Annotated in this window: 22 protein-coding genes and 1 pseudogene; 14 read left to right on the plus strand and 9 right to left on the minus strand. The window is 68.8% G+C overall.

All coding sequences use genetic code 11. The features are described from left to right. Window positions 1-127: 127 nt before the first annotated feature. Together OG799_RS18595 and OG799_RS18600 are read right to left on the minus strand one after the other, a co-directional pair. Window positions 128-640 (minus strand): DUF402 domain-containing protein, encoded by a 513-nt coding sequence (locus OG799_RS18595; RefSeq protein WP_406036448.1) that lies wholly within the window; start codon window positions 638-640, stop codon window positions 128-130. A 167-nt stretch (window positions 641-807) separates the two neighbouring features. Continuing rightward, window positions 808-1,584 (minus strand): aminoglycoside phosphotransferase family protein, encoded by a 777-nt coding sequence (locus tag OG799_RS18600; protein ID WP_406036449.1) that lies wholly within the window; start codon window positions 1,582-1,584, stop codon window positions 808-810. Between the two features lie 323 nt (window positions 1,585-1,907). Between OG799_RS18600 and OG799_RS18605 the strand changes: the two are divergent. The 6 genes and pseudogenes from OG799_RS18605 (at window position 1,908) to OG799_RS18630 (ending at window position 8,339) form a co-directional block, all read left to right on the plus strand. Then, a pseudogene (locus OG799_RS18605) lies at window positions 1,908-3,144 on the plus strand (IS110 family transposase). Between the two features lie 209 nt (window positions 3,145-3,353). Continuing rightward, window positions 3,354-4,091, plus strand: a complete 738-nt coding sequence (locus OG799_RS18610) for an ABC transporter ATP-binding protein (RefSeq protein WP_406036450.1) — start codon at window positions 3,354-3,356, stop codon at window positions 4,089-4,091. After that, window positions 4,088-5,428 (plus strand): FtsX-like permease family protein, encoded by a 1,341-nt coding sequence (locus tag OG799_RS18615; protein ID WP_406036451.1) that lies wholly within the window; start codon window positions 4,088-4,090, stop codon window positions 5,426-5,428. The genes OG799_RS18610 and OG799_RS18615 overlap by 4 nt, the downstream gene beginning before the upstream one ends. Continuing rightward, window positions 5,425-6,642: a sensor histidine kinase gene (locus tag OG799_RS18620; RefSeq protein ID WP_406036452.1), complete on the plus strand. Its 1,218-nt coding sequence runs from the start codon at window positions 5,425-5,427 to the stop codon at window positions 6,640-6,642. Before OG799_RS18615 ends, OG799_RS18620 begins: the two co-directional genes overlap by 4 nt. Continuing rightward, window positions 6,633-7,283: a response regulator transcription factor gene (locus OG799_RS18625; RefSeq protein ID WP_406036453.1), complete on the plus strand. Its 651-nt coding sequence runs from the start codon at window positions 6,633-6,635 to the stop codon at window positions 7,281-7,283. The genes OG799_RS18620 and OG799_RS18625 overlap by 10 nt, the downstream gene beginning before the upstream one ends. A gap of 153 nt (window positions 7,284-7,436) precedes the next feature. Then, window positions 7,437-8,339 (plus strand): tyrosine-type recombinase/integrase, encoded by a 903-nt coding sequence (locus OG799_RS18630; protein ID WP_406036454.1) that lies wholly within the window; start codon window positions 7,437-7,439, stop codon window positions 8,337-8,339. Window positions 8,340-8,501: 162 nt separating this feature from the next. Here OG799_RS18630 and OG799_RS18635 read toward each other — a convergent pair whose 3' ends face one another. Further along, entirely contained in the window at window positions 8,502-8,900 is a 399-nt protein-coding gene (locus tag OG799_RS18635) for a winged helix-turn-helix transcriptional regulator (protein WP_406036455.1), read from the minus strand. Window positions 8,901-9,010: 110 nt separating this feature from the next. On the opposite strand from OG799_RS18635, the gene OG799_RS18640 reads away from it, so the two are divergent. The 3 genes from OG799_RS18640 to OG799_RS18650 all read left to right on the plus strand — a co-directional run bounded on the left by OG799_RS18640 (window position 9,011) and on the right by OG799_RS18650 (window position 11,005). Then, window positions 9,011-9,928, plus strand: a complete 918-nt coding sequence (locus OG799_RS18640; RefSeq protein WP_406036456.1) for an NADP-dependent oxidoreductase — start codon at window positions 9,011-9,013, stop codon at window positions 9,926-9,928. A gap of 114 nt (window positions 9,929-10,042) precedes the next feature. Continuing rightward, complete coding sequence (locus OG799_RS18645; RefSeq protein ID WP_406036457.1) at window positions 10,043-10,423, plus strand: DUF4267 domain-containing protein; 381 nt, start codon at window positions 10,043-10,045, stop codon at window positions 10,421-10,423. Window positions 10,424-10,537: 114 nt separating this feature from the next. After that, window positions 10,538-11,005, plus strand: a complete 468-nt coding sequence (locus OG799_RS18650; protein WP_406036458.1) for an SAM-dependent methyltransferase — start codon at window positions 10,538-10,540, stop codon at window positions 11,003-11,005. Between the two features lie 777 nt (window positions 11,006-11,782). On the opposite strand, the gene OG799_RS18655 is transcribed toward OG799_RS18650, so the two are convergent. After that, window positions 11,783-12,262, minus strand: coding sequence for a DUF1772 domain-containing protein (locus OG799_RS18655; RefSeq protein WP_406036459.1), 480 nt, complete (start codon window positions 12,260-12,262; stop codon window positions 11,783-11,785). A 54-nt stretch (window positions 12,263-12,316) separates the two neighbouring features. Between OG799_RS18655 and OG799_RS18660 the strand changes: the two genes are divergently transcribed. Continuing rightward, window positions 12,317-12,862 (plus strand): TetR/AcrR family transcriptional regulator, encoded by a 546-nt coding sequence (locus tag OG799_RS18660; RefSeq protein WP_406036460.1) that lies wholly within the window; start codon window positions 12,317-12,319, stop codon window positions 12,860-12,862. A gap of 320 nt (window positions 12,863-13,182) precedes the next feature. On the opposite strand, the gene OG799_RS18665 is transcribed toward OG799_RS18660, so the two are convergent. Further along, a complete protein-coding gene (locus tag OG799_RS18665) occupies window positions 13,183-13,749 on the minus strand; it encodes a hypothetical protein (protein ID WP_406036461.1) in 567 nt (188 codons plus the stop codon). A gap of 120 nt (window positions 13,750-13,869) precedes the next feature. Here OG799_RS18665 and OG799_RS18670 point away from each other — a divergent pair, with 120 nt between their 5' ends. After that, window positions 13,870-14,292 (plus strand): NUDIX hydrolase, encoded by a 423-nt coding sequence (locus tag OG799_RS18670; protein WP_406036462.1) that lies wholly within the window; start codon window positions 13,870-13,872, stop codon window positions 14,290-14,292. Window positions 14,293-14,512: 220 nt separating this feature from the next. Beyond that, entirely contained in the window at window positions 14,513-15,454 is a 942-nt protein-coding gene (locus tag OG799_RS18675; protein ID WP_406036463.1) for a hypothetical protein, read from the plus strand. Between the two features lie 389 nt (window positions 15,455-15,843). Here the strand turns inward: OG799_RS18675 and OG799_RS18680 are convergent, their stop codons facing one another. Both OG799_RS18680 and OG799_RS18685 read right to left on the minus strand, forming a co-directional pair. Then, window positions 15,844-16,557, minus strand: coding sequence for an IS6 family transposase (locus tag OG799_RS18680; protein WP_406046325.1), 714 nt, complete (start codon window positions 16,555-16,557; stop codon window positions 15,844-15,846). A gap of 127 nt (window positions 16,558-16,684) precedes the next feature. Beyond that, window positions 16,685-17,290: a YdeI family protein gene (locus tag OG799_RS18685; protein WP_406036464.1), complete on the minus strand. Its 606-nt coding sequence runs from the start codon at window positions 17,288-17,290 to the stop codon at window positions 16,685-16,687. A 651-nt stretch (window positions 17,291-17,941) separates the two neighbouring features. On the opposite strand from OG799_RS18685, the gene OG799_RS18690 reads away from it, so the two are divergent. Together OG799_RS18690 and OG799_RS18695 are read left to right on the plus strand one after the other, a co-directional pair. After that, the gene (locus tag OG799_RS18690) at window positions 17,942-18,160 is read left to right on the plus strand and encodes a winged helix-turn-helix domain-containing protein (protein ID WP_387328309.1); all 219 of its coding nucleotides are present in this window, start codon (window positions 17,942-17,944) and stop codon (window positions 18,158-18,160) included. A 906-nt stretch (window positions 18,161-19,066) separates the two neighbouring features. Continuing rightward, the gene (locus OG799_RS18695) at window positions 19,067-19,525 is read left to right on the plus strand and encodes a hypothetical protein (RefSeq protein ID WP_406036465.1); all 459 of its coding nucleotides are present in this window, start codon (window positions 19,067-19,069) and stop codon (window positions 19,523-19,525) included. On the opposite strand, the gene OG799_RS18700 is transcribed toward OG799_RS18695, so the two are convergent. Both OG799_RS18700 and OG799_RS18705 read right to left on the minus strand, forming a co-directional pair. After that, entirely contained in the window at window positions 19,522-20,025 is a 504-nt protein-coding gene (locus OG799_RS18700) for a hypothetical protein (protein ID WP_406036466.1), read from the minus strand. The two genes, OG799_RS18695 and OG799_RS18700, sit on opposite strands and share 4 nt — an antisense overlap. Further along, window positions 20,006-20,509, minus strand: coding sequence for a hypothetical protein (locus tag OG799_RS18705; protein WP_406036467.1), 504 nt, complete (start codon window positions 20,507-20,509; stop codon window positions 20,006-20,008). The genes OG799_RS18700 and OG799_RS18705 overlap by 20 nt, the downstream gene beginning before the upstream one ends. Window positions 20,510-20,573 lie beyond the last annotated feature (64 nt).

Raw genomic sequence — 20,573 nt, forward strand, 5'->3', positions numbered from 1 at the left:
TGACGTGGAGCCGACCACGGTAAGAGACGGCGACGCAAGGCCGTCAGGGTGACGCTCTGTCACGGGCCGAGACCTGGGCCGCCCGTGCCGAGCATCCGCATCTGCCGATGAGCGCGCGGCGCCCCACTCACATCGGCTGGCGAAGCACCTGCCATCCGCGCCGCAGCCAGGGTTCTGTCCCCTGCCGGAGCAACTCCGCGCAGCGCTGCGCCGTGGTCCTTGCAAGCTTGGCGTCGTCCGAGTTCATCCAGCCGTTCCGGCAGGCGTCTTCGTACTCATCCCAATCCTCGATTTCGACCCGTCCGTCAGGCTCGTGAAGCACCGGATCCAGCTCGAGATCGACATACTGCCAGCCGGCCTCGGTAACCTCCGGTGGAACGCATACGTCGATTTCCAGTCGTTGGTCAGCGAGATCACCGACCCACCACGCGACCCACGGACGATCCGCTGCCAGCAACACCACAACGGGTACGGACAGAGTGCCGCAGTCATGCGGAGCGCCCCATGCCGAACCCACCGGGCCTCGCAGCCACGTCCCATCAAGGTCCTGTCCGACGCGCTGGAGGTCGTACCAGAAGACGCCACCGGGGCGCTTGATCTTGCGTAGACGTACGGTCTCGATGGCCTCCCTGCTGCTCACGTAAGCAGCCTAGGGAAAGGCGAAGTGGCCGCACTTCGACGGCTCATGACCGTCCGCTTCTGCCGCTGGGCGCGCGGTCGTGCCGATGTGCAGATGTCCGATCGTTGATCGGCAACGCCTATGGCACCTGTTCGGCGGACGCAGATCAGCTGGCCACCGCCTGGCGTTCAGCCGATGTGACGCGCGCTCCACTCCCGATCAGCCAGCGTGCTCTCGTGCATGCCCATCGCAAGGAACGTCCGCCACGGGCCTCCAGTCTCAGACGACCCGCGCGACGTGACACGGCTGGCAAACTCTGTCTGGGCCCGGTGCACTAGGCCGATCAGATCGTCGGGTGACACGCCGGCCCCGGCGGCGAAGCTTCTCAAACGCGCACGCCGATCCGGCGGCACCGGGAATCCCCGCGCCTGCGCCCGCTCGTCGTCCATGAACGGCACAGCGAACCAGGCCAGAAAACCGGTGTCGTACCACGGATCACCGGGCTCGGCGAAGTCCCAGTCCAGGACGCCGGTGACCTCAGTCGAGTCGCCCCACAGCAGGTTCCACGGACCCAGGTCGCCATGCTGCAGAGATTCGCCCGGTTCCGGTGCGCCGGTCCTGAACTGCCACCGCGCGTCAGCCGGGCAGGCGTAGCCGATCAGCGCGCAGCGCAGGCGGCGCGCCAGCCGACCCAGAGCCTGCGCGCCAGCGTCGGTCAGAATCTCCGGCAGGAACGGCCAGCCCTGATCACGACCAGGCAGGTACGTGAGGACCTCCCGCCCCGCAGAGTCGAGGCCGAGCGGCTCGGGCACCGCGTCGAAGCCGCTGCGCCGCAGGTATCTCAGTAGGTCATGCACAGAGCGGGTCCACGGACCAGCCGGACGACGCACCGTGTCGCCGACGCGGACAAGCCCGCGGTCCTCCAGCCCTGCCCCGTGCAGCGGGGCGCCCTGATCCTCGGCCATGGTCACATGCTTGCCTTCGTTCCGGAATCGGACAACACCGGCCCCTGCCGATGGCCGTACGCACCAAGATCAGGTGCACCCTTCTAATGGGTTCTGTCAGCCTGCTGGTGCAGGATGGCTCCGGTAGCGGCTGGCGGGTCAGCACTCCACTCTTCAGGCCCTTGAGGTCTTGCGGCAGACCGTGCGCCCGCTGGTCGTGAGGAGGCTGGACAGCTGATGGGATGACGTGCCCCGGATGTTCGCGGTGAGCACTTGGCCATTAGATCGCTGGGGTCTCTTCCACGCTGCCATGGACGACGCTGTCCGTCGAGGAAGAGGGCGTGATGCTGTTCCTGGGAGACGACTGGGCTGAGGACCACCACGACGTCGAGCTCGTCGATGACCAAGGGTCCAAACTGGCCCGCAAACGGCTACCCGAGGGCCTTGAGGGCGTCACCAGACTGCATGCGCTGATCGCCGATCACATGCCGGCTGAGTGGGCGGATCTCGAGCCGGGTGAGGCCGCAGGCAGGGTGCGGATCGGTATCGAGACCGACCGGGGACCGTGGGTGCAAGCGTTGATCGCGGCCGGCTACCAGGTGTATGCGATCAACCCGATGTCGGTGGCCCGCTACCGGGAACGGCATTCCACGTCCGGTGCGAAGTCCGACGCGGGCGACGCGCATGTGCTGGCCGAGATCGTGCGTCTCGACCATGCTCATCACCGTCCGGTCGCCGGTGACAGCGCCCAGGCCGAAGCGATGAAGCTCGTCGCCCGCACCCACCAGACGCTGATCTGGGACCGGTCGAGACAGCTGCTGCGGCTGCTCAGCGCGCTGCGCGAGTTCTTCCCCGCCGCGTTGGACGCCTTCGACGACCTGACCGCCTCCGACGCGCTGGAGCTACTCAGCCGTGCGCCGGACCCTGCTCGCGCCGCCCGGCTGTCCCGTTCACAGATCGCCGCAGTGTTGCGTCGGGCGAACCGCCGCAACGTCGACGTCAAAGCCGGTGACATGCAACAGCGACTGCGCGCGGCGCAGCTGCGCCAGCCGGACGCGGTGCAGAGCGCCTACGCGGCCATCGTGACCACTCAGGTCCGGCTGATCGCGGCGCTCAACGCCGAGGTCGAGCAGCTCGGGCAGGTGGTGGCCGACCATTTTGGCCGGCACCGGGACGCTGAGCACTACCTGAGCCAGCCCGGCCTTGGTGTGGTCCTCGGCGCCCGGATCCTCGGCGAGTTCGGCGACGACCCGCACCGCTTCACCGACGCGAAAGCCCGTAAGAACTACGCCGGCACGTCCCCGATCACCCGCGCGTCCGGCACCCGCAAAGTGGTGCTGGCCCGCTACGCGCGCAACCGAAGACTGGGCGACGCAATTCACCAGTGGGCATTCTGCGCGCTGAAAAGGCTCACCCGGAGCCCGCGCCTACTACGACAGCCTGCGTGCCCGCGGCACCGGTCACCAAGCCGCCTTGCGCCAACTCGGCAACCGCCTCGTCGGCATCCTGCACGGCTGTCTCAAGACCGGCACCGCATACGACGAGACAACCGCCTGGTCACATCTCCAGCCCACTTCTTGACACCGAAGAACATGGGATGTCTGCCGCAGACCGCGCGCCCGGTCAGCGTCCGCTCGTGCCGATGAGCGCGCACAGGATCATGACCGTTTCCTCCTCGGTGCGTGGCGCGGCTATCGGGTCGGTATGACATGGGCGGTACGGATAGCCGCACCTGCACCGTTCGGGCCGCCCGGATGTCCGTGTCGCCGCCAGCGCCGAGGCTGGTGCGCATGGAAAACGTGGTGGAACTCGATGGGGTGACCCGCATCTACGGCTCGCGCCGCCGGCCGATCGCCGCTCTTCGCGGCGTCTCGCTCCTGGTGCCGGCCGGCGTATTCGTGGCGGTCATGGGCGCGACCGGGTCGGGCAAGAGCACGCTGCTGCACTGTGCGGCCGGGCTGGACCGGCCGACATCGGGCCGGGTCCGGCTGGTCGGCCGGGACGTCATGCGGATGCGCGAGGGTGCGCTGACCCGGCTGCGCCGCGACCGGGTGGGTTTCGTCTTCCAGTCATACAACCTGCTGTCGGAGCTGACGGTGCGGCAGAACGTGCTGCTGCCCCGCCGGCTGGGTGGTCCACGACCGCGCCCGCTTGACGAGGTGCTGGCCGAGGTCGGGCTGTCCGGGCTGGCTGGTCGGCCGGTCGGCGAGTTGTCCGGTGGCCAGCGCCAGCGGGTCGCCATTGCCCGTGCACTGGCTGGCCGTCCCGCCGTGGTGTTCGCGGATGAGCCGACCGGGGCGTTGGATCCGGCTACCGGTGGGCAGGTGCTGCGGTTGTTGCGTAGCGGGGTGGACCGGTCTCAGGTGACGGTGGTGATGGTGACCCACGACCCGATCGCAGCGGCCTGGAGCGACCGGCTCATCCTGCTACGCGACGGCGAGGTGGTGGCGGACGGCCCGACGCCCGATTCGGCAAGCATCGCGGAGCGGCTGCGCGCCACCGTGAGCGACTCGGCGGTGGCCCGGTGAACGAGGGTCTGACCCGGCAGGCGCTGCGCAAGCAGCCGTGGGCCTTCGCCGGACCGTTCGTCACGCAGTGCCTGGCCGCCGCGCTGGTGTCCGGCGCGCTGGGCGCCAGTTCCTCGCTGTCCGACGCGCGGTTGGACCCGGCCGCCCGGCAAGCGCTGACCGAGAGCCAGATCCCCGAGATGGCCGTGCTGTTCGTGGTGGTGTCGGTGTACCTGACCGCGCTGATCGTTGGGCTGACCATGACGTCGTCGATCGCCCGGCAGGGCCGGGACATCGCGCTGGTGCGGGCGGTCGGTGCCACTCCCGGCCGGATACGCCGCGCCGTGGCGGCCCAGGCCGCCGTGGTGGCGGTGCCGGCGACCCTGCTCGGGGTGCCGCTCGGTGCCCTGCTCGCCCGCGCCTGGTTGGCGGGGCTCACCGGGCACGGGGTGATCCCGCCCGGCGTGACGTTTCACCCGTCGGCTGCGGCGCTGCCCGCCGCGTTGGGCATCACCGTCGGGGCGTCACTGGTCGGCGCGCTGGTCGCCGCGGTGCGCCCGGCGCGAGTACGTCCCGCGACGGCGCTGACCGAGACGGCCGTCCCGCAGCGCCGGGTCAGCGTGGTGCGTACCGCGATCGGGGTGGTACTCGTGGCCGGCGGCGTGGTGCTGTCGATCCTGATCGCGAACGGCGCCCCGGCGACGGCGGACGGGTCGAGCCTCTTCACGATGCTGGCGATGTGCGTAGGGGCCGGCTTCCTCGGTCCGGTCCTGTTGCAGCTGACCGCCCCGCTGGCGCGACTGTTCGGGGGTACCGGCGCATTGGCTGCGGATAGCCTCGCGGTGCGCGCCAAGGCGTTGTCCGGCGCCCTGGTCCCCTTGGTCCTCGCGATCGCGTTCGCCATAGTGAAGGTGGTCACGCACACCACGTCCGTGCACGTGCACGGCGCGCCCGACCCGGCGGCGCAGGTGTGGACCGAGTACTCCGGGACCGCCGTCTACGTCGCCTTCGCCGCGGTAGCCGCGGTGAACACGCTGGTGACCGTGCTGCTGGCCCGGCGCCGGGAGCTCGCGGTGACCCGGCTGGTCGGGGCGAGTCGGGTCCGGGCGTTGGCCGTGGTCGTCTGCGAAGCCCTGATGGTGACGGTGACCGCTCTGGCGGTGGGTACGGTGGTCGCGATGGTCACCGTGGTGCCGATGCTGCACGGCATGCTGGGTACGTGGATGCCGCATCTGCCACCCGGGCAGCTGGCCGTCGGCCTGGCTACGGTGATCGGGCTGGTCCTGTTGGGCACCGTGGTGCCGGCGCTGGTCGCGATGCGCCGCCCGCCTGTGGAGTCGCTGGCGGTGGACCCGTGAGATCGGTCGCCAGCACGGTCCTGCGCGCGCCGGTGGCTGCCCGTACCTGGCGTGAGGTCGGGTACGCGGTCACCGGCACCGTGCTGGCCGTGCCGACGTTCGCGATCGCGCTGCTGGGGCTGGTGTTCTCCGCGCTGTCGCTGCTGACGATCGGGCTGCCGCTGCTGACCGGTGTGCTGGTGCTGGCCCGGCTGACCGTACGGTACTTCCGTGGGCCGGCCCGGCTGTTCCTCGGCTGGAGCTGGCCGAACCCTCCGCCCGTACGCCGCCGCGGGTCAGGCCCGGTGCGCTGGGCCGGCGCGGTGCTGACTGACGCCAGCGGCTGGAAGGCCCTCGCGTACTGCTTCGCCCGGCTGCCGCTGATGGCCGCAGCCGCCTACCTCGGCGGGGTCCTCATCGCCGGAGGGCTGCTAGGGATCACCTATCCCGTGTGGATGCACCGGTTTCCGCAAGACCCGCCATGGGGCGGCGCCTGGGGCCTGGCCGCGCAGGGGTTGGCCGCGCTGCTGGTGTTTCCGTGGTACTTCCGGCTCATCGTGTGGCTGGACCGGCGGTTGGTGCGGGCGCTGCTGGAGCCGAGCCCGGAGCGAGCCCGGATAGCGGCGCTGGAGGCCAGCCGGGCCGCGCTGCGGGCGGACGCGGCCGCACTGCTGCGGCGGGTGGAGCGGGATCTGCACGACGGTACGCAGGCCCGACTGGTCGCGCTGGGCGTGGCGCTGTCGCGCATCGAGCGGCGGGCAGGCGAGCCGGAGTTGCAAGCGATGGTGGCGCAGGCCCAGAGCGCGGTGCTGGAGGCGCTGGCCGAGCTGCGGGACATCGTGCGGGGCATTCACCCGCCGGCACTGGACGCTGGCCTGAGCACCGCGATCGACACCCTGGCCGCGCGCAGCGCGGTGCCCGTCGACGTGCACGTGGACCTGCCCGAGCGACCGGCGCCCGAGACGGAGTCGGCGCTCTATTTCAGCGCCGCCGAACTGCTCACCAACGTGGCGAAGCACGCCGGGGCCAGCCGGATCCGGCTTGACCTGCGCGCGCTGGGTGGCGCGCTGCGCCTGACCGTCACCGACGACGGGCGCGGCGGGGCGCGGCCTGGGAGCAAGGGTACGGGACTGGTTGGGCTGGTCCGGCGGGCCGAGTCGCTGGACGGCGTGCTGCGGGTGGACAGCCCAGCCGGTGGGCCGACGACTATCACCGTGGAGCTGCCATGCGAGTAGTGATCGCCGAGGACAACCCGTTGCTACGCGACGGGATCAGGTTGCTACTGACCGATCATGGAATCACCGTCGTGTCGACGGTAGACAACGGTGACGACCTGCGGGCGGCGGTCGGCGAGCACCGGCCGGAGGCGGCGGTGGTCGACGTGCGGATGCCACCGACCTTCACCGACGAAGGCTTGCGGGCGGCACTGGCGATCCGGGCGGCGCACCCGGACACCGGTGTGCTGGTCTTCTCGCAGTGGGTGGAAACCCGGTACGCGCGGCAACTGATCGCCGAGCACCCCGAGCGGGTCGGGTACCTGTTGAAGGACCGCATCGTCAGCACCGACGACTTCGTCGACGCGCTGCGCCGGGTGGCCGCCGGCGGGACAGCACTGGACCCGGAGGTGGTGCGGCAGTTGCTGGCGGCGCCAGCGGTGGACGCGGGCGTCGCCCGCCTCAGCGAGCGGGAACGAGAGGTCTTGGGGATGCTGGCCGAGGGCCGGTCCAACGCTGCCATCTGCGAGTCGCTCTACCTCGCCCCGCGCAGCGTGGAGAAGCACGTGACAGCCATCTTCACCAAGCTGGACCTACCCCAGGCGCGGACCGACCACCGGCGAGTACTCGCCGTGCTGCGCTACCTGAACGCGGCGCGCTGAGCCCTACCCGCACCGGGCCGCCGGCCAGCTCTGCCACTACGCCGATAGGGCCGAATTGGCTGCCACGGCCCGCGCGACATCCGGATCTGCCGCCTGGAGGGCGTTGGCACTGACTGTGCGTGTGACACACCGTGAGGTATGACTACCTCTCCCATGTCAGGTCCTGGCGTCGTCTCTCCTGATCGTGTCGTTCTCCGTGCGGCGGTTTCTGCCTACCTCGGTCGGTACCGCGGTGACTCGCGGCTGCACACCGAGTCCGACCTGCGCGTCTTCCTGACCTGGTGCAGCGACCAAGACCTGGAGCCGCTGCCGGTTGCTCGCGTGGACATCGAGCGGTACGTGCGCTGGCTCCAGGACGTACGCCGCTTCCAGCCCTCGACCGTCTCCCGCCGCCTATCGGTGGTGGTCGGCTTCTACCGCGTCTGCGTCATCGACGGCATCCTGCCGCATTCACCAGCCGACTACGTCCGCAGACCGGTCGTGCCACCCGAATCACCAACCCTCGGGCTGGGCCACCTACAGTTCGAAGCCCTGATCACCACCGCACGGCAGTCGGCCAACCCGAACGACTTCGCGCTGATCGCCATGCTCGGCCTGCTCGGGTTGCGGATCTTCGAAGCCTGCGGCGCCAACATCGGCGACCTCGGCGAGGAACACGGCCACCGCGCCCTGCGGGTGCGCGGCAAGGGCGGCAAGATCGTCCTCATCCCGCTCCCGCCCGCGGTGGCCAGGGCCGTGGACTGTGCGGTCGACGGCCGCGACGATGGTCCGGTCCTGCGCAACACCCTCGGCGCGCGGATGGACCGGCACGCGGCAACCCGCCGGCTCAAGCATCTCGCGGTCAGCGCCGGGATCCGGATGCCGAGGATGCACCCACACATGCTGCGACACACCTTCGTCACCACCATGCTCGACGCCGGCGTCAGTCTCCGCGACGTGCAAATCGCCGCCCGCCACGCCGACCCTCGCACCACCATGCGCTACGACCGCGCCCGCAAGAACCTCGACCGGCACCCCAACTACATCCTCGCCGCTTACATGGCCTCCGGAACCTAGTGACCACGACAATCGGATCTGCCGAGTTGAGTGCGTTCCGGGCGGCCGCTGCCTCTCTTTCGCCAGTTCCGTCGCCAGCCCGTAGACGACCTGGATCGTGGACGCATTTGGGATGATCCGCTCAGCCGGTGACCGGGTCGGAAGGTCAGCGCCCACTGGAATTCATGATCGCGCGTCGAACTGGGCGCGGGCCTGAAAGACGCGATCCATGTGTGCCTCTGCCCATGTCTTGATCGCGACCATCACCGGGAACAGGTCGTGGCCGAGCGGGGTGAGCGCGTAGTCGACGCGGGCCGGCACCGACGCGGTCACGGTACGGGTGATCAGACCGTCGCGTTCCAGTGTGCGCAGGGTCTGGGTGAGCATCTTCTGGCTGACGCCGGCGATGCGGCGGGCGAGCTCGCTGTGCCGCTGCGGGCCGCTGGCGAGCGCCGCGATCACCAGTGCCGCCCATTTGTCGGTGAGCGTGGTCAGCAGTTCCCGGGTCGGGCAGCCCGCCAGGAACGCGTCATAGTCGCGTTTGGCCTGCTCTCGTCGTTGCCCAGCGGTCGTCGTCGCCATGTTCCACCCCTTACCGGTGCCCCTAGGCACTTCCAGGTGCCTGCTTTCTCACAGTGCCCGAGGATACCTACCGTAATGGACGATCATGACGTTCAGCGGAGGGAACGGCGATGCGCGCAGTCAGCTATGCACAGTTCGGAGGGCCGGAGGTTTTGCACGTGGTGGCGGACTTGCCGGTGCCGCAGCCGGGGCCGGGGCAGGTGCGAGTACGGGTCGCCGCGTCCGTCGTACACCCGGTTGATCTTATGATTCGCGCCGGCCGATTCCCGGCGCCACTGCCGGCCGGGCTGCCGTATGTACCCGGTTGGGACGTGGTAGGCACGGTCGATGCGGTGGGTCCGTCCGTCGGAGATCTCACTGTGGATGACGACGTCATCGGCTTCTCGCCCTGGCTGCGCACCACGGTCGGTGCCCACGCGGAGTATGTGGTCCTCGATGCCGCATGGCTGACCGCCGCGCCCACCGGGATTCCCGCCAGCGAGGCCGCGACCCTGCCGACCAACGGCCTCGCCGCCGCCCAGTCCCTCGACCTGCTCGCGCTCCCGGCGGGCTCGTCCGTGCTCGTCACCGGCGCCGCGGGGCAGGTCGGCGGGTTCACCCTGGCGCTGGCCCGAGTCGCCGGCCTGCACGCCACAGGAATAGCGGGGGCTGGCGACCGCGAGTTCGTCGAGTCGCAGGGCGCGGCGTTCGTGCCGCGCTCGGACGATCCGATCGCGGTAGCGGCGGACAGCTTCGACGCGGTTGTCGACCTGGCACTGATCGGCTCGTCACTGATGGAACTGGTCAGGGACGGCGGCGGTTACGTGGCCGCCTCACCCCCGCTGCGCCCGGAGCCGGTGAGGGGAATCCGGACGTTCGCACTGGACGTGCTGCCTGACAGCACCCGGTTAGGCGAACTAGTGAAATTGGTAGAAAGCGGTGACATCTCGCTACGGGTCGCCGGTGTTTACTCCTTCGCCGACGCGGCAGCGGCCCACAACCGGCTGGCCCAAGGCGGAGTGCGGGGAGGCGTAGTGATCGTTCCCTAATCTGCCGCACTGGATCACCGCCCCACCACGCACTCTCGTGCCGCGGACAAGGCGCGGTGCCAGTAGCTACAAGCTTTTCCGTCGCTACATTCGCTTCGCTTCAGAGGGACAACCATGCTCATCACCATCGCCGACGTACTCACCGCACTGATCGGCGCCTTCGCCGTCTTCTTCCTCGGCGCGAACGCCTTCCGGGCGCCGCAGGCCGCAGCCGGCTTCGGTATCCCCGGCACACCCACCAGCGACCCCGCCTTCCATGCCTGGCTGAGAGTCAAAGCCGTACGCGACATAGCCACCGGGCTGTTCACCTTCATCCTGCTGGCCGCAGCGACACCCCACCTAGTCGGCTGGTTCATGCTCGCCGCCGCCGCCATACCCGCTGGCGACGCACTGATCGTGCTGCGCAGCAACGGGCCCAAGGCGGCCGCCTACGGCATCCACGGGGCCACTGCCGCGGTGATGCTGGCGACCAGCGTGCTCCTGTTCGTCGGGTAACCGATCGCCACGCGGTAGTACCGCCGATCCTCTTGATGCGCTCTCCCCGGCTCGTCAACGCGTGGCCGACGAAGGCGCTGACGAACAGACACCCGCACGGACCCGGAAGGAACCATGCCCAGCTTCGAGATCACCCCGATAGGTACAGTCCGCAACGCCAGGACGGACATCCAGCACACCGACAACTGGGGTGCCGTCCGCAGCACCATCACCATCGACGAGCGCTTCGGCGAGGCGTGCCTGCAGGGACTGGACGGCTTCTCCCACGTGGACGTCCTGTTCATCTTCGACCAGTTCCCCGAACACGGCGACTACCGCGAACCCCGCCCCTACCGCGGCCGCCCTGACCTCCCGCCCGTCGGCGTGTTCGCCGGCCGCGGCCCCCGCAGACCCAACCGCATCGGGGTGACGTGCTGCGCCATCGAATCCGTCCACGGCCGCGAACTGACCGTGGTGGGCCTCGACGCGGTCTCCGGTGCCCCGGTCATCGACCTGAAGCCAGCGATGACAGAGTTCCTACCGGACAACGTCACGCAGCCGGAATGGGTCAGCCACCTGATGTCAGGGTACTTCCAGCCGTGACGCGAGGTACCCGCAGACGACCCGACTCCTGATCAGCCCATCGATCTATGGCCTCCACAAGCACATCAGTCGTCACGAAAGTCAGCGGCTTTCCGACGAGAATCCCGAGGCGGCCGAGCGACCATGATCCAACGTACTTTCATGCCGCGACTGGGGCGGCCGCGTTGCGTAACGGAGATCGGGTAGCCGGTAGGTACGTCGTATCACTGAGCGTGGCATCACCCGACCACGCCACCAGCGCCACCGTACGGCGACGACTGATCGAGCATCTCACCCGACTCGGTTGGACCGGCGGCAACTGCCGCGCGATCCGCGGACTGCTGATGTGGGCTACCAGTGCTACGAGCTGAACCCCGCCTCCCCCGGCACCGTCGAACTGGTGCTGCACACCGCACCGGCCAGTGGCTGCTGGTACTTCGAACGCACCACCGGACCATGCCCGACACCGACCCGGTAGCAACACGAGTCCGCAGACACCCCGCACGCAGCGCACGCCATAGCGATCCCTGAGACCCACGACCATGATCACGTTTCCGGTCATGCCGCTGTCCTTGCGCAGGGCAGGTCGCAGTCGGGCGTCGCGGTCTACGGCAGCAAGAGGGGATCGCGGCCGATGCTGTGCGCTTGCCGGGCTTTTACCCGGTCTCGGCCTATCGGGTTATCTCGGTGGTAACGCGGTGGCGCAAGCTCGGGTGGCCGGCACCGGCAGGATTTGACACAGCCCCTGGGCGGTAGGAACTGGGCGGTCGGCCTGGCGGGGCCGGGCGCCTCGGTGTGTCAGGCTGCTGCGAGGGCGAGGGTGAGGCAGAAGCCGAGCAGCGCGGCTCCTTGGAGGGCCGCGCGCAGGTTGATGATCGAGTCCCACCGTTCCTGGAGCCGGCGTGCGCCGGGCGGTACCCGGCCGGCCTCGGCTGCCTCGATGAAGGCCTTGTTGATCGGTAGCGAGATCCGGTTGAACAGGACCAGCCAGACCAGCAGCAGGAGCAGTGCGATCCCCGCGGCGACGCCGGCGGCTGGGCGGCCGGTGAGGAACGCGGTGAGCGCGGCTGCGGCGCCGGCGACCACGCTGAGGATGCCGGGCAGAGGCATGCGGGCGTTGCCGTAGCGGTGGGACAGGCCCACGACGCGGGTCATGGTGGCGTCGTCGAGCGCGACGTAGGTCGGGCGCATGACCAACGCGCCGAGCGTGTCGGTGCCGAAGATGACGGCCGTGGCCAGCGCGGCGACGGTGGCGAGGACGTCGAGGAGTACGGTCACAATCCCTCCCGGATTCTAGCGTTGCTACAAATCTAGCACTGCTAGGATGTAGATGTGAAGGCCCCAACGAAAGCGCAACTGGCCCGTGCCGGCCGGCGGGATCGGATCGTCGACGCGGCGCGGGAGATCGCCGAGGTGCACGGGTGGCCGGCGGTGACCGTGCGACGGCTCGCCGACACGATCGGCTTCAGCCAGCCGGTTCTCTACGGGCACTTTCCTGACGGCCGGGACGGCATCATCCGGGCGGTGGCACTGGCCGGCTTCGCCCGGCTCGCCGAGCTTTTGACCGCGGCGGGCGACCTGGGCGGGCTCTGCGCGGCGTACCTCGATTTCGCCCGCTCGCAGCCGGCGACGTACGAGGCGATGTTCTCGATGCCGACCGACCTGGAGTTCGCCCGGCCGACCACGCCCGAGCCGCTGCGCGCCGGATTCGGCCCGCTGCTGTCCACCATGGGCGACGAGACCCGGGCGGAGGTCTTGTGGAGCGCGCTGCACGGCCTGGCTGACCTGTCCCGGCACAGCCGGCTGCGGCCCGACCACGAGACGGCCCGTGTCGAAATGCTGATCGGCTTGTTACGGCGCGGACAGCTCCACAAATAGCTCGAAGCCGCGTCGACCGGATCCGGCCGGACATCCGCTCTGCCTGATCCGCAGCAGCGCCGCTACCCGGTTCTGATGTCCAGCGGTCGATCGAGGGCCGGGATCCGTTCGGGCCGATGAGTTCCGCAGAAGTGCCGGACCGTCCCATCCACCGGCAAGATCACGTTCACGCTCATGCCGCGGATCGAGCGCGTGGGCAGCCGGTGCGCCCATCACCGTCCGTAGCCGAGCCTCGCTGGCGCGGACGTTCTGCTTGCCGATGAGCGTGCATGGTCCCGCCGGTATCTCGGATCCCCGGAGGGCCGAAGGTGCTGTGCTCGTCAGGTGGGTTGTGTGTCCCACCAGCGCGGCAGGTCGACGTCCGGCGCTTCCGGGTTGGTGAAGTGGAACGGCACGCCGACATGTCGCGCGACAGCCTGGCCCTGCTCGATCGCCTGTTGTGCCTCCGGCCAGGGCGGCACCCGTCCGTTGAACAGGCGGATGTCGCCGCCGTGTCGTAGCACCGTCAACGGCACTTCATCGAAGTGATCGCGGTTTCGACCCGGTCGGCTCACGATCGCCACCAGATCGACGCACCAGCCCTGTGTGTCGCCGTCCCAAAAGGCTTCGACGGCGAGGATTGGTGCGGTGATGGCGTCGGCCTTCTCGATCAGCTGCGCGGTCGTCGGTGGCGGTGGCTCGGGCTCAAGGAGACCTTGCCGGTCCAGCCCGACGCGTCGCTCGATCAGCAGATCCTGCGCCTCGTACAGGCCGGGCGGCGGTTGCAGTCCGCCTCCCTGGCGCAGGAGAACGACCGCCTGGATCAGTCGGCCCGTGCACAGCAACTCGTCTATCTGCTTCAGCAACTGCGGGTCTATCGCGTTCCACCAGGCGTTGGTCGCAAGCATCTCGCCATTATTGTCGGACGGCGTCAACGCCGACGGACAAGCCATGATCCGGCATCCGCACCTGCTGCGATGAGTGCGCCGCATGGTGCCGGCCGGCAGCGGGCCCGGCACGATCTCGCCATGGCGACCTATGAAGTTGCGTTGGTGCTCCTCGTCGATTCCTCGGAGGCAGTACTCATGCAGCATCGCGATGATCAAACCTCGGCCTCTCCGAACCAGTGGAGCCTGCCGGGTGGACATGCCGAGCCGGGCGAGACGCCTGAACAGGCGGCGCACCGGGAGTTATTGGAGGAGACGGGCCTGACGACGGGTGAGTTGCGCGCGTTGTGGAGCGGCCCACGCCCGTACGAGGCCGGCTTCCCGCACACGGTGACTGTTCACGTCTTCCGCGGCAGGACCGATGCTCGACAACAGGATGTGGTGGTCGGCGAGGGCCGCGCAATGGTGTTCGTCCCGCGGGATGAGGTTCTCGACCGCGACCTGGCCGTGACGACTGCCGCGGTCCTGCCGCTCCACCTCGGCAGCGCCGGCGAGACCCACTGATTTGCCGCGATCCGCGCGCCACGCAACGTGACAGCGATGCCGTCCGCTCGTATCCGGACGTGCCGAATTGAGGGCGTTCGCAGTCTGTGGTGCCAGCAATCTCCAACGGGCTGTCAGGTGTCCGGCCAGGGAGGTTGGACACCCGCTTCTCGATGTTCCGCGAGCTGCCGCCTGACCCGGCCAGTGCTGGTCTTTCAACCGGCGGCTAGCCTCGGGCGGCGTGACTGTGATCTCTAGTGTGGTGACCCGCTTCGTGGCCGGGTCTGTCCACGCCTACGACTTCTCCGGGAGCCCTGTGGTGGAGTCGGCTGCGGTGCCGGTCGCCGTGTTTCCCGTCGGGGCGGCCATCGAGCTGCAAAGCCACGCGGTGGCGCCGAATCTACTGCGCGCGGTGTACGCGACGGCCGACGAGATGGTATGCATCGACCGCGAAGGCAAGACGCTGTGGCGGCTCGGCTTCGGCCCTGGGGCGCACGAGCCGTACAACGCCATGGCGAGCTGTGAGTTTTCGCTGGCCGGGACGGTGGCGTGGCTGTACATGCCTGACGCCATGGCAGGGCGCGGTGACGGCCTGGACCATTGGCTCGCCATCGACGCCGAGACGGGGGCCATCATCGCGCGGACCGAACTCAACTGCGCCGGTCACGGTGGGCACCAGTTCGCCCACCCGCACGGCGTGCACATGTTGCTCGACGTCGGCGAGGGGCAGGACGGTTCGCGGGGGTACCGCGGTCATCTCGACCGGGACGTCATCGAACTGACCGCCTACCCTTGGACCGACCGTAGCCTCGTGAGTCTCGCCCCGGACGGCCACCACTTCATGACCGTCCATCACGACCAGGAGGACGTCGCCTTCCACGCGTACCCCGACGGCGAGGTGTTGGTCCGGATTCCGGTGGAGTCCTTCGGCTGCGACCCCGACGAGGCGTACGTGGAGTGGGCCGGTGGCTATCTCGACTCCGAAACCGCCATCGTCACCATCGGCGGGGAGACCGAGCACGAACAGGAGTGGTACCGGCACCATCTCGTCGACGCACGCACAGGGCAGGTACACGGGACGCTCGACACCCAGACCCGCGACGCGTACGACATCGAACCACTCGGCGACGGCTCGTGGCTCAGCACCGATGACGACGACCGGCTCCGGCGCCACACCCGATAAACCGGCCCACCGAGGCGCCGGTAACCACGGCGCAATCGGATGATCTGCGACCAGAAACTGGCTGAAGCGCACCGGAGGCGTCTCCGGGGCATCCGCACATGGCACCGTGAACCGCGCGGTCATGCCGAATAGCGTGCGTTTCGCGGTTCCCCGCATCCCGCCGAACCCGGGAACGCCGTGGTTGCGCCCGCTCGCCCGGGAGTAAAGCCTCAGCCACTGATCTTGCCAGTGCCCGACACCACGATGGCCTCGGCGAGCGGCGGCGCGGTTGCGTCGCAGTGCGCCGCCGGGAAGTCTTCGGCGATCGTGACGGTGAGCGTGAAGGCACCGCTGAGGCGCTGTTTCGTTGTCTGATCGGCGGACGTGTTGAACCCCGGTTTGGTCGGAGGTCAGATCGCCCGGGCGAGTTCGGTGAACGCTGCCGCCATGCGCTTGGCAGAGGGGGCGTCGAGTCCGAGTTCGTAGTGGCCGCGTCGGAGATTCTGGATGAAGGCATGTCGGGTGATGATCACCTGCGCGGTCCGATCGGTTCGTAGGCCGCGCATCGGTCGTAGCCGGTGTTTTAGCTGGCTGTGATCAGCCTCGATCGGGTTGTTCGCGTACCGCTCGACGTGGTGCCACGCCGACGGGACGAGCTCGTCCAGCACGGCGGGGTAGACCGCGGCGGCGTCGGTGACCACCTCAGTCGGCGTGACCTTCAACGCCGACAGCGCCCGCTGGAAGAACCGCCTGGCCGCGTCGGCGTCCCGGCGGGTCGAGACCAGCACGTCGATGACCTGCCCGTACTGGTCTATCGCGCGGTAGACGTAGCGCCACACACCGTTGACCTTGACGTCGGTCTCGTCGACGAACCACCTGTCGCCTGGTGAGTGGCGGGCAAACCGGGCGGCGTCGGCCAGCAGCGGCGTGAATCGCTGCACCCACCGGTAGACGGTGACGTGGTCGACCTCGACGCCGCGTTCGACCAGCAGTTCTTCAACGTCTCGGTAGGACAGGCTGTAGCGCAGGTACCACCGGACCGCGACGACGATCACCTCGGGCGGGAACCGGAACCCGGCGAACGCGGACTTCGGTGGTAGCCAGGAGCGGGGACGGTTCGACAGCTTCACCGGTCAAGCCTGCCGCGATCTTGCCAACGACCAACGCAACAGAGCCGCTGAGCCGGCAGAGCACGGGCACGAACGCACGCGATCGGCGGCAGATGAGTGCGCATGATCATGAAGATGCCGATTACGGCGAGTTCGAAGGCTTGGCCTTCTGCGGGTAAATCGTCTCGTGACGGGCCAGCATGGCTACGAACTCGCTGATCTTCCGCTCGCGGGTCTGCGCCCGTTTGACGGCATTGACGCGGTAGACGAGAGCGAACCGGTTGGTTTTGGTGAGTACGTCGAACATGGCCTGGGCGGCGGGGTCGGCAGCGATGGCGGCGAGTAGGTCGGCCGGCACCTCGGCTTCCGACGGCGGGGCGTAGGCGGCCGCCCACCGCCCGTCCGCCTTCGCGGCTTCCACCGCGGCGCGGCCTGGGGGCATCATTCGCCCCTGCGCCTGTAGCCGGGCCACGTGGGCGACGTTGCGTTGTGACCAGGAACTGCGGGGCCTGCGAGGGGTGAACCGGATCCAGGAGGTCTCCTGATCCCGTTTACGGACCTGCCCGTCGATCCAGCCGAAACACAGGGCCTCGTCGACCGCCTGCTGCCAGGTCAGCGTCGTGACTGTGCCGCCCTTCTTGGTCAGGGCGAGCCAGACGCCGGGCGACGTGGCGTGGTTGGCCAACAACCACGCGCGCAGCGCGTCGGCGTCCGCGACGATCAACTCATCCAGTTCGACACTCGCCATGACAGCAGGCTATCGCTGCGCCGTGGCCGCAGCCTCTGCCTGTTGGACCGCCCGACTCGTCGGGCTGCCGGCGCGCCGATCGCTCGGCGGACCGTCGGGGGCAGGACCTCGATGCTCAGGACCGTCTCGACGTCGGGCCGGCATGTCGGACTCCTCGCGCACGAGCCGGTTGCGGCGAGCGTCGTCCACGACCACGGGCCTCTGCCAATCGCCAGCGCCATCCACGGTGGCCGCCAGACGCCGTACGAGCCGGCGACGCCCGGCGATCCAGCCGCGACCTCAACCGCTCGGTCTGCCCGCTATGAGAGTGCGCCGCGGGCGAAACGCCGCAGGTCCAGATCGGCAGCACCGGCCCGTGCGTGGTCATCGGTCCTCACCCGGCCAGTGCCCCCGGCTGATCGGCAGGCGGTGCCTCGCCTGACAGGGCAGGTCAGTCCCGCAGCGGCAGATCCGCCTCCACCTCCGCCACGACCACACCGGCCGGTACCGGCGGGCCAGGGTGAGGGCAGCGGCTATCACGTACTCCTCGTACCGGACCATCGGAGTCCCCTCCTGCAACCTACGTTACCCAGTATTCTGGGTATACCGACGATACCCCGTGTCGGCTCATGAATCCCCCTGCGTGTTCTCTTGATGCAGGGAGGACGACCGATGGCTCAGCCGCTGTATCAACAGATTGCCGACGACATCACGCGGCAGATTGAGTCAGGCGTATTGAAGCCCGGGGATCGCCTGCCCAGCACCCGTCAGCTCTGCGAGCAGTACGAGGTCAGCGAGACGGTCATCCGATTCGTCATGATCCAGCTCAAGGCGCGGGGCCTGGTCTACGGCCAGCCGGGCCGAGGTGTGTACGTCAGCACGAAGGACTGACCCGGCCAGGGCAGGTCATTACTTACTCGTCGTGGGCGCACCGGCGCTCACATAGTCGCCCTTATCGCGCAATATCACGCTCCGCCGTCGCTGGCCGGCCCTGACGGCGCGGCGGCTCAGGGGTAGAACCCGGTCGACCGGAGCCGTTACGACGCGAGCCCCTGCGGGCCGAGGATGGCGCAGGGCTGGTTGCTAGGAGCCTGAGGTGCACCACGACCCTCAGCGTGCGCAGCCCGACGGCACCCCTGACCAGATTCATCGCGGCCTCCTGCTCCGCCATCGGCGGCGTGTCCACCAGCGGGCCGCAGGCTGTGGCTGAGCACGGTCAGATCCTCCGAAACGGAGGCTCTCTACCAGCCGCAGCGGTTCACGATGGCTTGCGAGCAATAGGCACGATCGACCTTTCGGAAACGCAGTCCCGCGGGGTGGGGATTACACCGTCCCCACAGGACGAACTTGTTCTCCTGGTTCAATGCACCGCCGTGCTCGCTCGGGCGTTGGACCGGCTGATGACCGCCGACGCCCGAAGTCTGAACTCCGAGGGGGCGCTGGCGTCGACCAGGCGACTAGGCGCTCGCTCGACGTCGCCGGGAGCGGGCTGCTCCCAACCTGCTCCCAATGTAGGGGGCAAATGGCGAGAAGCCCGTTACCGGATCTTCCGGTGACGGGCTCCTGACCTGCATATATCGATGGTGGGCGATACTGGGATCGAACCAGTGACCTCTTCGGTGTGAAGCAGGACGCCGCACCGACTCTGACCTGCGGAAACAGAAACCCGCAGGTCGTGGTGGGTGCAGTTGAATGCCATTGATTGCCATTGGGCGCTGTTCAATGCCGTTCAGTGCACCTGGTTGCTCCCAACCTGCTCCCCAATCTTCGGCCGCGAAACCGGGGTCAGCTGAGCGGTTGGACCCGGCCGTTGGCGGCCCGGCCGGCGCCCATGTGGACATCGGCTATGCGGTGCAGGGCCCGATGCTGCAACGCGGGCTCTGCTCGAGGTCAGCGCTGGCCGCCGGCCTGCCGCATCCCCTCATATCGACCGGACCGGGGCATGATGCTGGCGTGTCGGACGCGGGCATCGCCATCGCCGTATCGAAGCAGTCGGTGCGGCGACATAGGTGGGTGCCCGTTCTGGCGGCCTGGCTCGGGGTCGCCTGGATCGAACTGGCAAACCTGCAGAACCCATCCCTCCTGCTGTTCCTGATTCCCCCGTTCGAGCTCGCGGTCTGGCTCATCGCCATCACGCTATCCGTGCGCCTGACCTACTTCGCCCGAGCCGAGACGCCGTGCGGCGGTTGCCACCGCGGCGCTCCTCCTGATCGCCGGCGGCTGGTTCACCAACTGGGGCCCGTTCCGAGGATCTAGCCGACTGCGGGGCTGAAGCCCTTCGCCCTCACCAGCGCCTCCGCCTCGGCCAGAAGCTGGTCGATGTCCGCGTCGCTCCAGGACAGGACGTCATGCACTGCCACGAGGGTGGCGCACTTCAACTCGATCACCATCTTGGCGCCCAGATCATCGATGTGCGTCTCCTCGCCGAGCGCCTGCCGGATCAACGCCTCCATCGCGAGTACGTCAATGGTCGGTCCGAAACCCACCCGGACGTCCGCGACGAACGAGGCAATCTCCCGAAGATCGGTACCCGGCGCGAACCGACGCCGCACCGCGAGCTCGAACGCGGCATCGATGACCGGCATCGAGTCGACCGAACCGCCGGGCTCATGCATCTTCCGTCGAGCCCGCTCGCGCTCCTCCGGTTGGCGCAGCGCCAGCCCGCGAAGGATCTGGCCCATCAGCGTGACCGGCCCGGGATGGGATTCGCGCGCCGCGACAGCGCGGCGACGCTTCTTACCTGCCTTCACCGCCACCCCGACTCCAACGCCAGTGCATCCCGTCTCCATCCGTCCGCGGCACCGTCGACCACTCGTCCGCCAGCGACCCGAACAATCCGATCTGCCTACCGGTGAGGATCACGTCCTCCGCCGACCTCAGCAGCCCGACGACCTCATCGTCGTCCAGTGCCAGATCGTCGGCCAGCGCAAAGAGCAGAGCATACCGAATGTTGCCCAGCACCTCGCCGGCCATCGACTCGGCAAGGTGCTCCTCGCCGAGGGAGACGCGAATCGCCGCCTCCGCCTCACGCGGCGGCACTCGCGCCTCCTCGGGAGCGGCGGCGTTGAACTCTCGGACGAACCTGGTGACGTCGCGAAGCTCCACCCCGCCACCAAAACGCCGGAGCACGGCGAGATGGAACGCGGCCTGCATGACATCGAGCCCGCACTTCTCCCGCTCCAGCTCCGCGGAGAGCCGCCGCCACCGCTCCTCGTCGCCCCGAAACTCCGCCAGCAGCATCCGCGCCTCCGGCGTCCGCAACCCGGGTTCGACACCCGGCGACCGCTCCCCATCGATCACGACG

It is taken from the genome of Micromonospora sp. NBC_00898, from assembly GCF_045207895.1.
Lineage (GTDB): Bacteria > Actinomycetota > Actinomycetes > Mycobacteriales > Micromonosporaceae > Micromonospora.

Coding starts and splice junctions, on each gene's coding strand:
- OG799_RS18600 (WP_406036449.1), bottom strand. CDS start 1,584: ATGGCCGAGGATCAGGGCGCCCCGCTGCACGGGGCAGGGCTGGAGGAC.
- OG799_RS18610 (WP_406036450.1), top strand. CDS start 3,354: ATGGAAAACGTGGTGGAACTCGATGGGGTGACCCGCATCTACGGCTCG.
- OG799_RS18625 (WP_406036453.1), top strand. CDS start 6,633: ATGCGAGTAGTGATCGCCGAGGACAACCCGTTGCTACGCGACGGGATC.
- OG799_RS18630 (WP_406036454.1), top strand. CDS start 7,437: ATGTCAGGTCCTGGCGTCGTCTCTCCTGATCGTGTCGTTCTCCGTGCG.
- OG799_RS18635 (WP_406036455.1), bottom strand. CDS start 8,900: ATGGCGACGACGACCGCTGGGCAACGACGAGAGCAGGCCAAACGCGAC.
- OG799_RS18640 (WP_406036456.1), top strand. CDS start 9,011: ATGCGCGCAGTCAGCTATGCACAGTTCGGAGGGCCGGAGGTTTTGCAC.
- OG799_RS18645 (WP_406036457.1), top strand. CDS start 10,043: ATGCTCATCACCATCGCCGACGTACTCACCGCACTGATCGGCGCCTTC.
- OG799_RS18650 (WP_406036458.1), top strand. CDS start 10,538: ATGCCCAGCTTCGAGATCACCCCGATAGGTACAGTCCGCAACGCCAGG.
- OG799_RS18665 (WP_406036461.1), bottom strand. CDS start 13,749: ATGCTTGCGACCAACGCCTGGTGGAACGCGATAGACCCGCAGTTGCTG.
- OG799_RS18670 (WP_406036462.1), top strand. CDS start 13,870: ATGGCGACCTATGAAGTTGCGTTGGTGCTCCTCGTCGATTCCTCGGAG.
- OG799_RS18685 (WP_406036464.1), bottom strand. CDS start 17,290: ATGGCGAGTGTCGAACTGGATGAGTTGATCGTCGCGGACGCCGACGCG.
- OG799_RS18690 (WP_387328309.1), top strand. CDS start 17,942: ATGGCTCAGCCGCTGTATCAACAGATTGCCGACGACATCACGCGGCAG.
- OG799_RS18705 (WP_406036467.1), bottom strand. CDS start 20,509: ATGCTGCTGGCGGAGTTTCGGGGCGACGAGGAGCGGTGGCGGCGGCTC.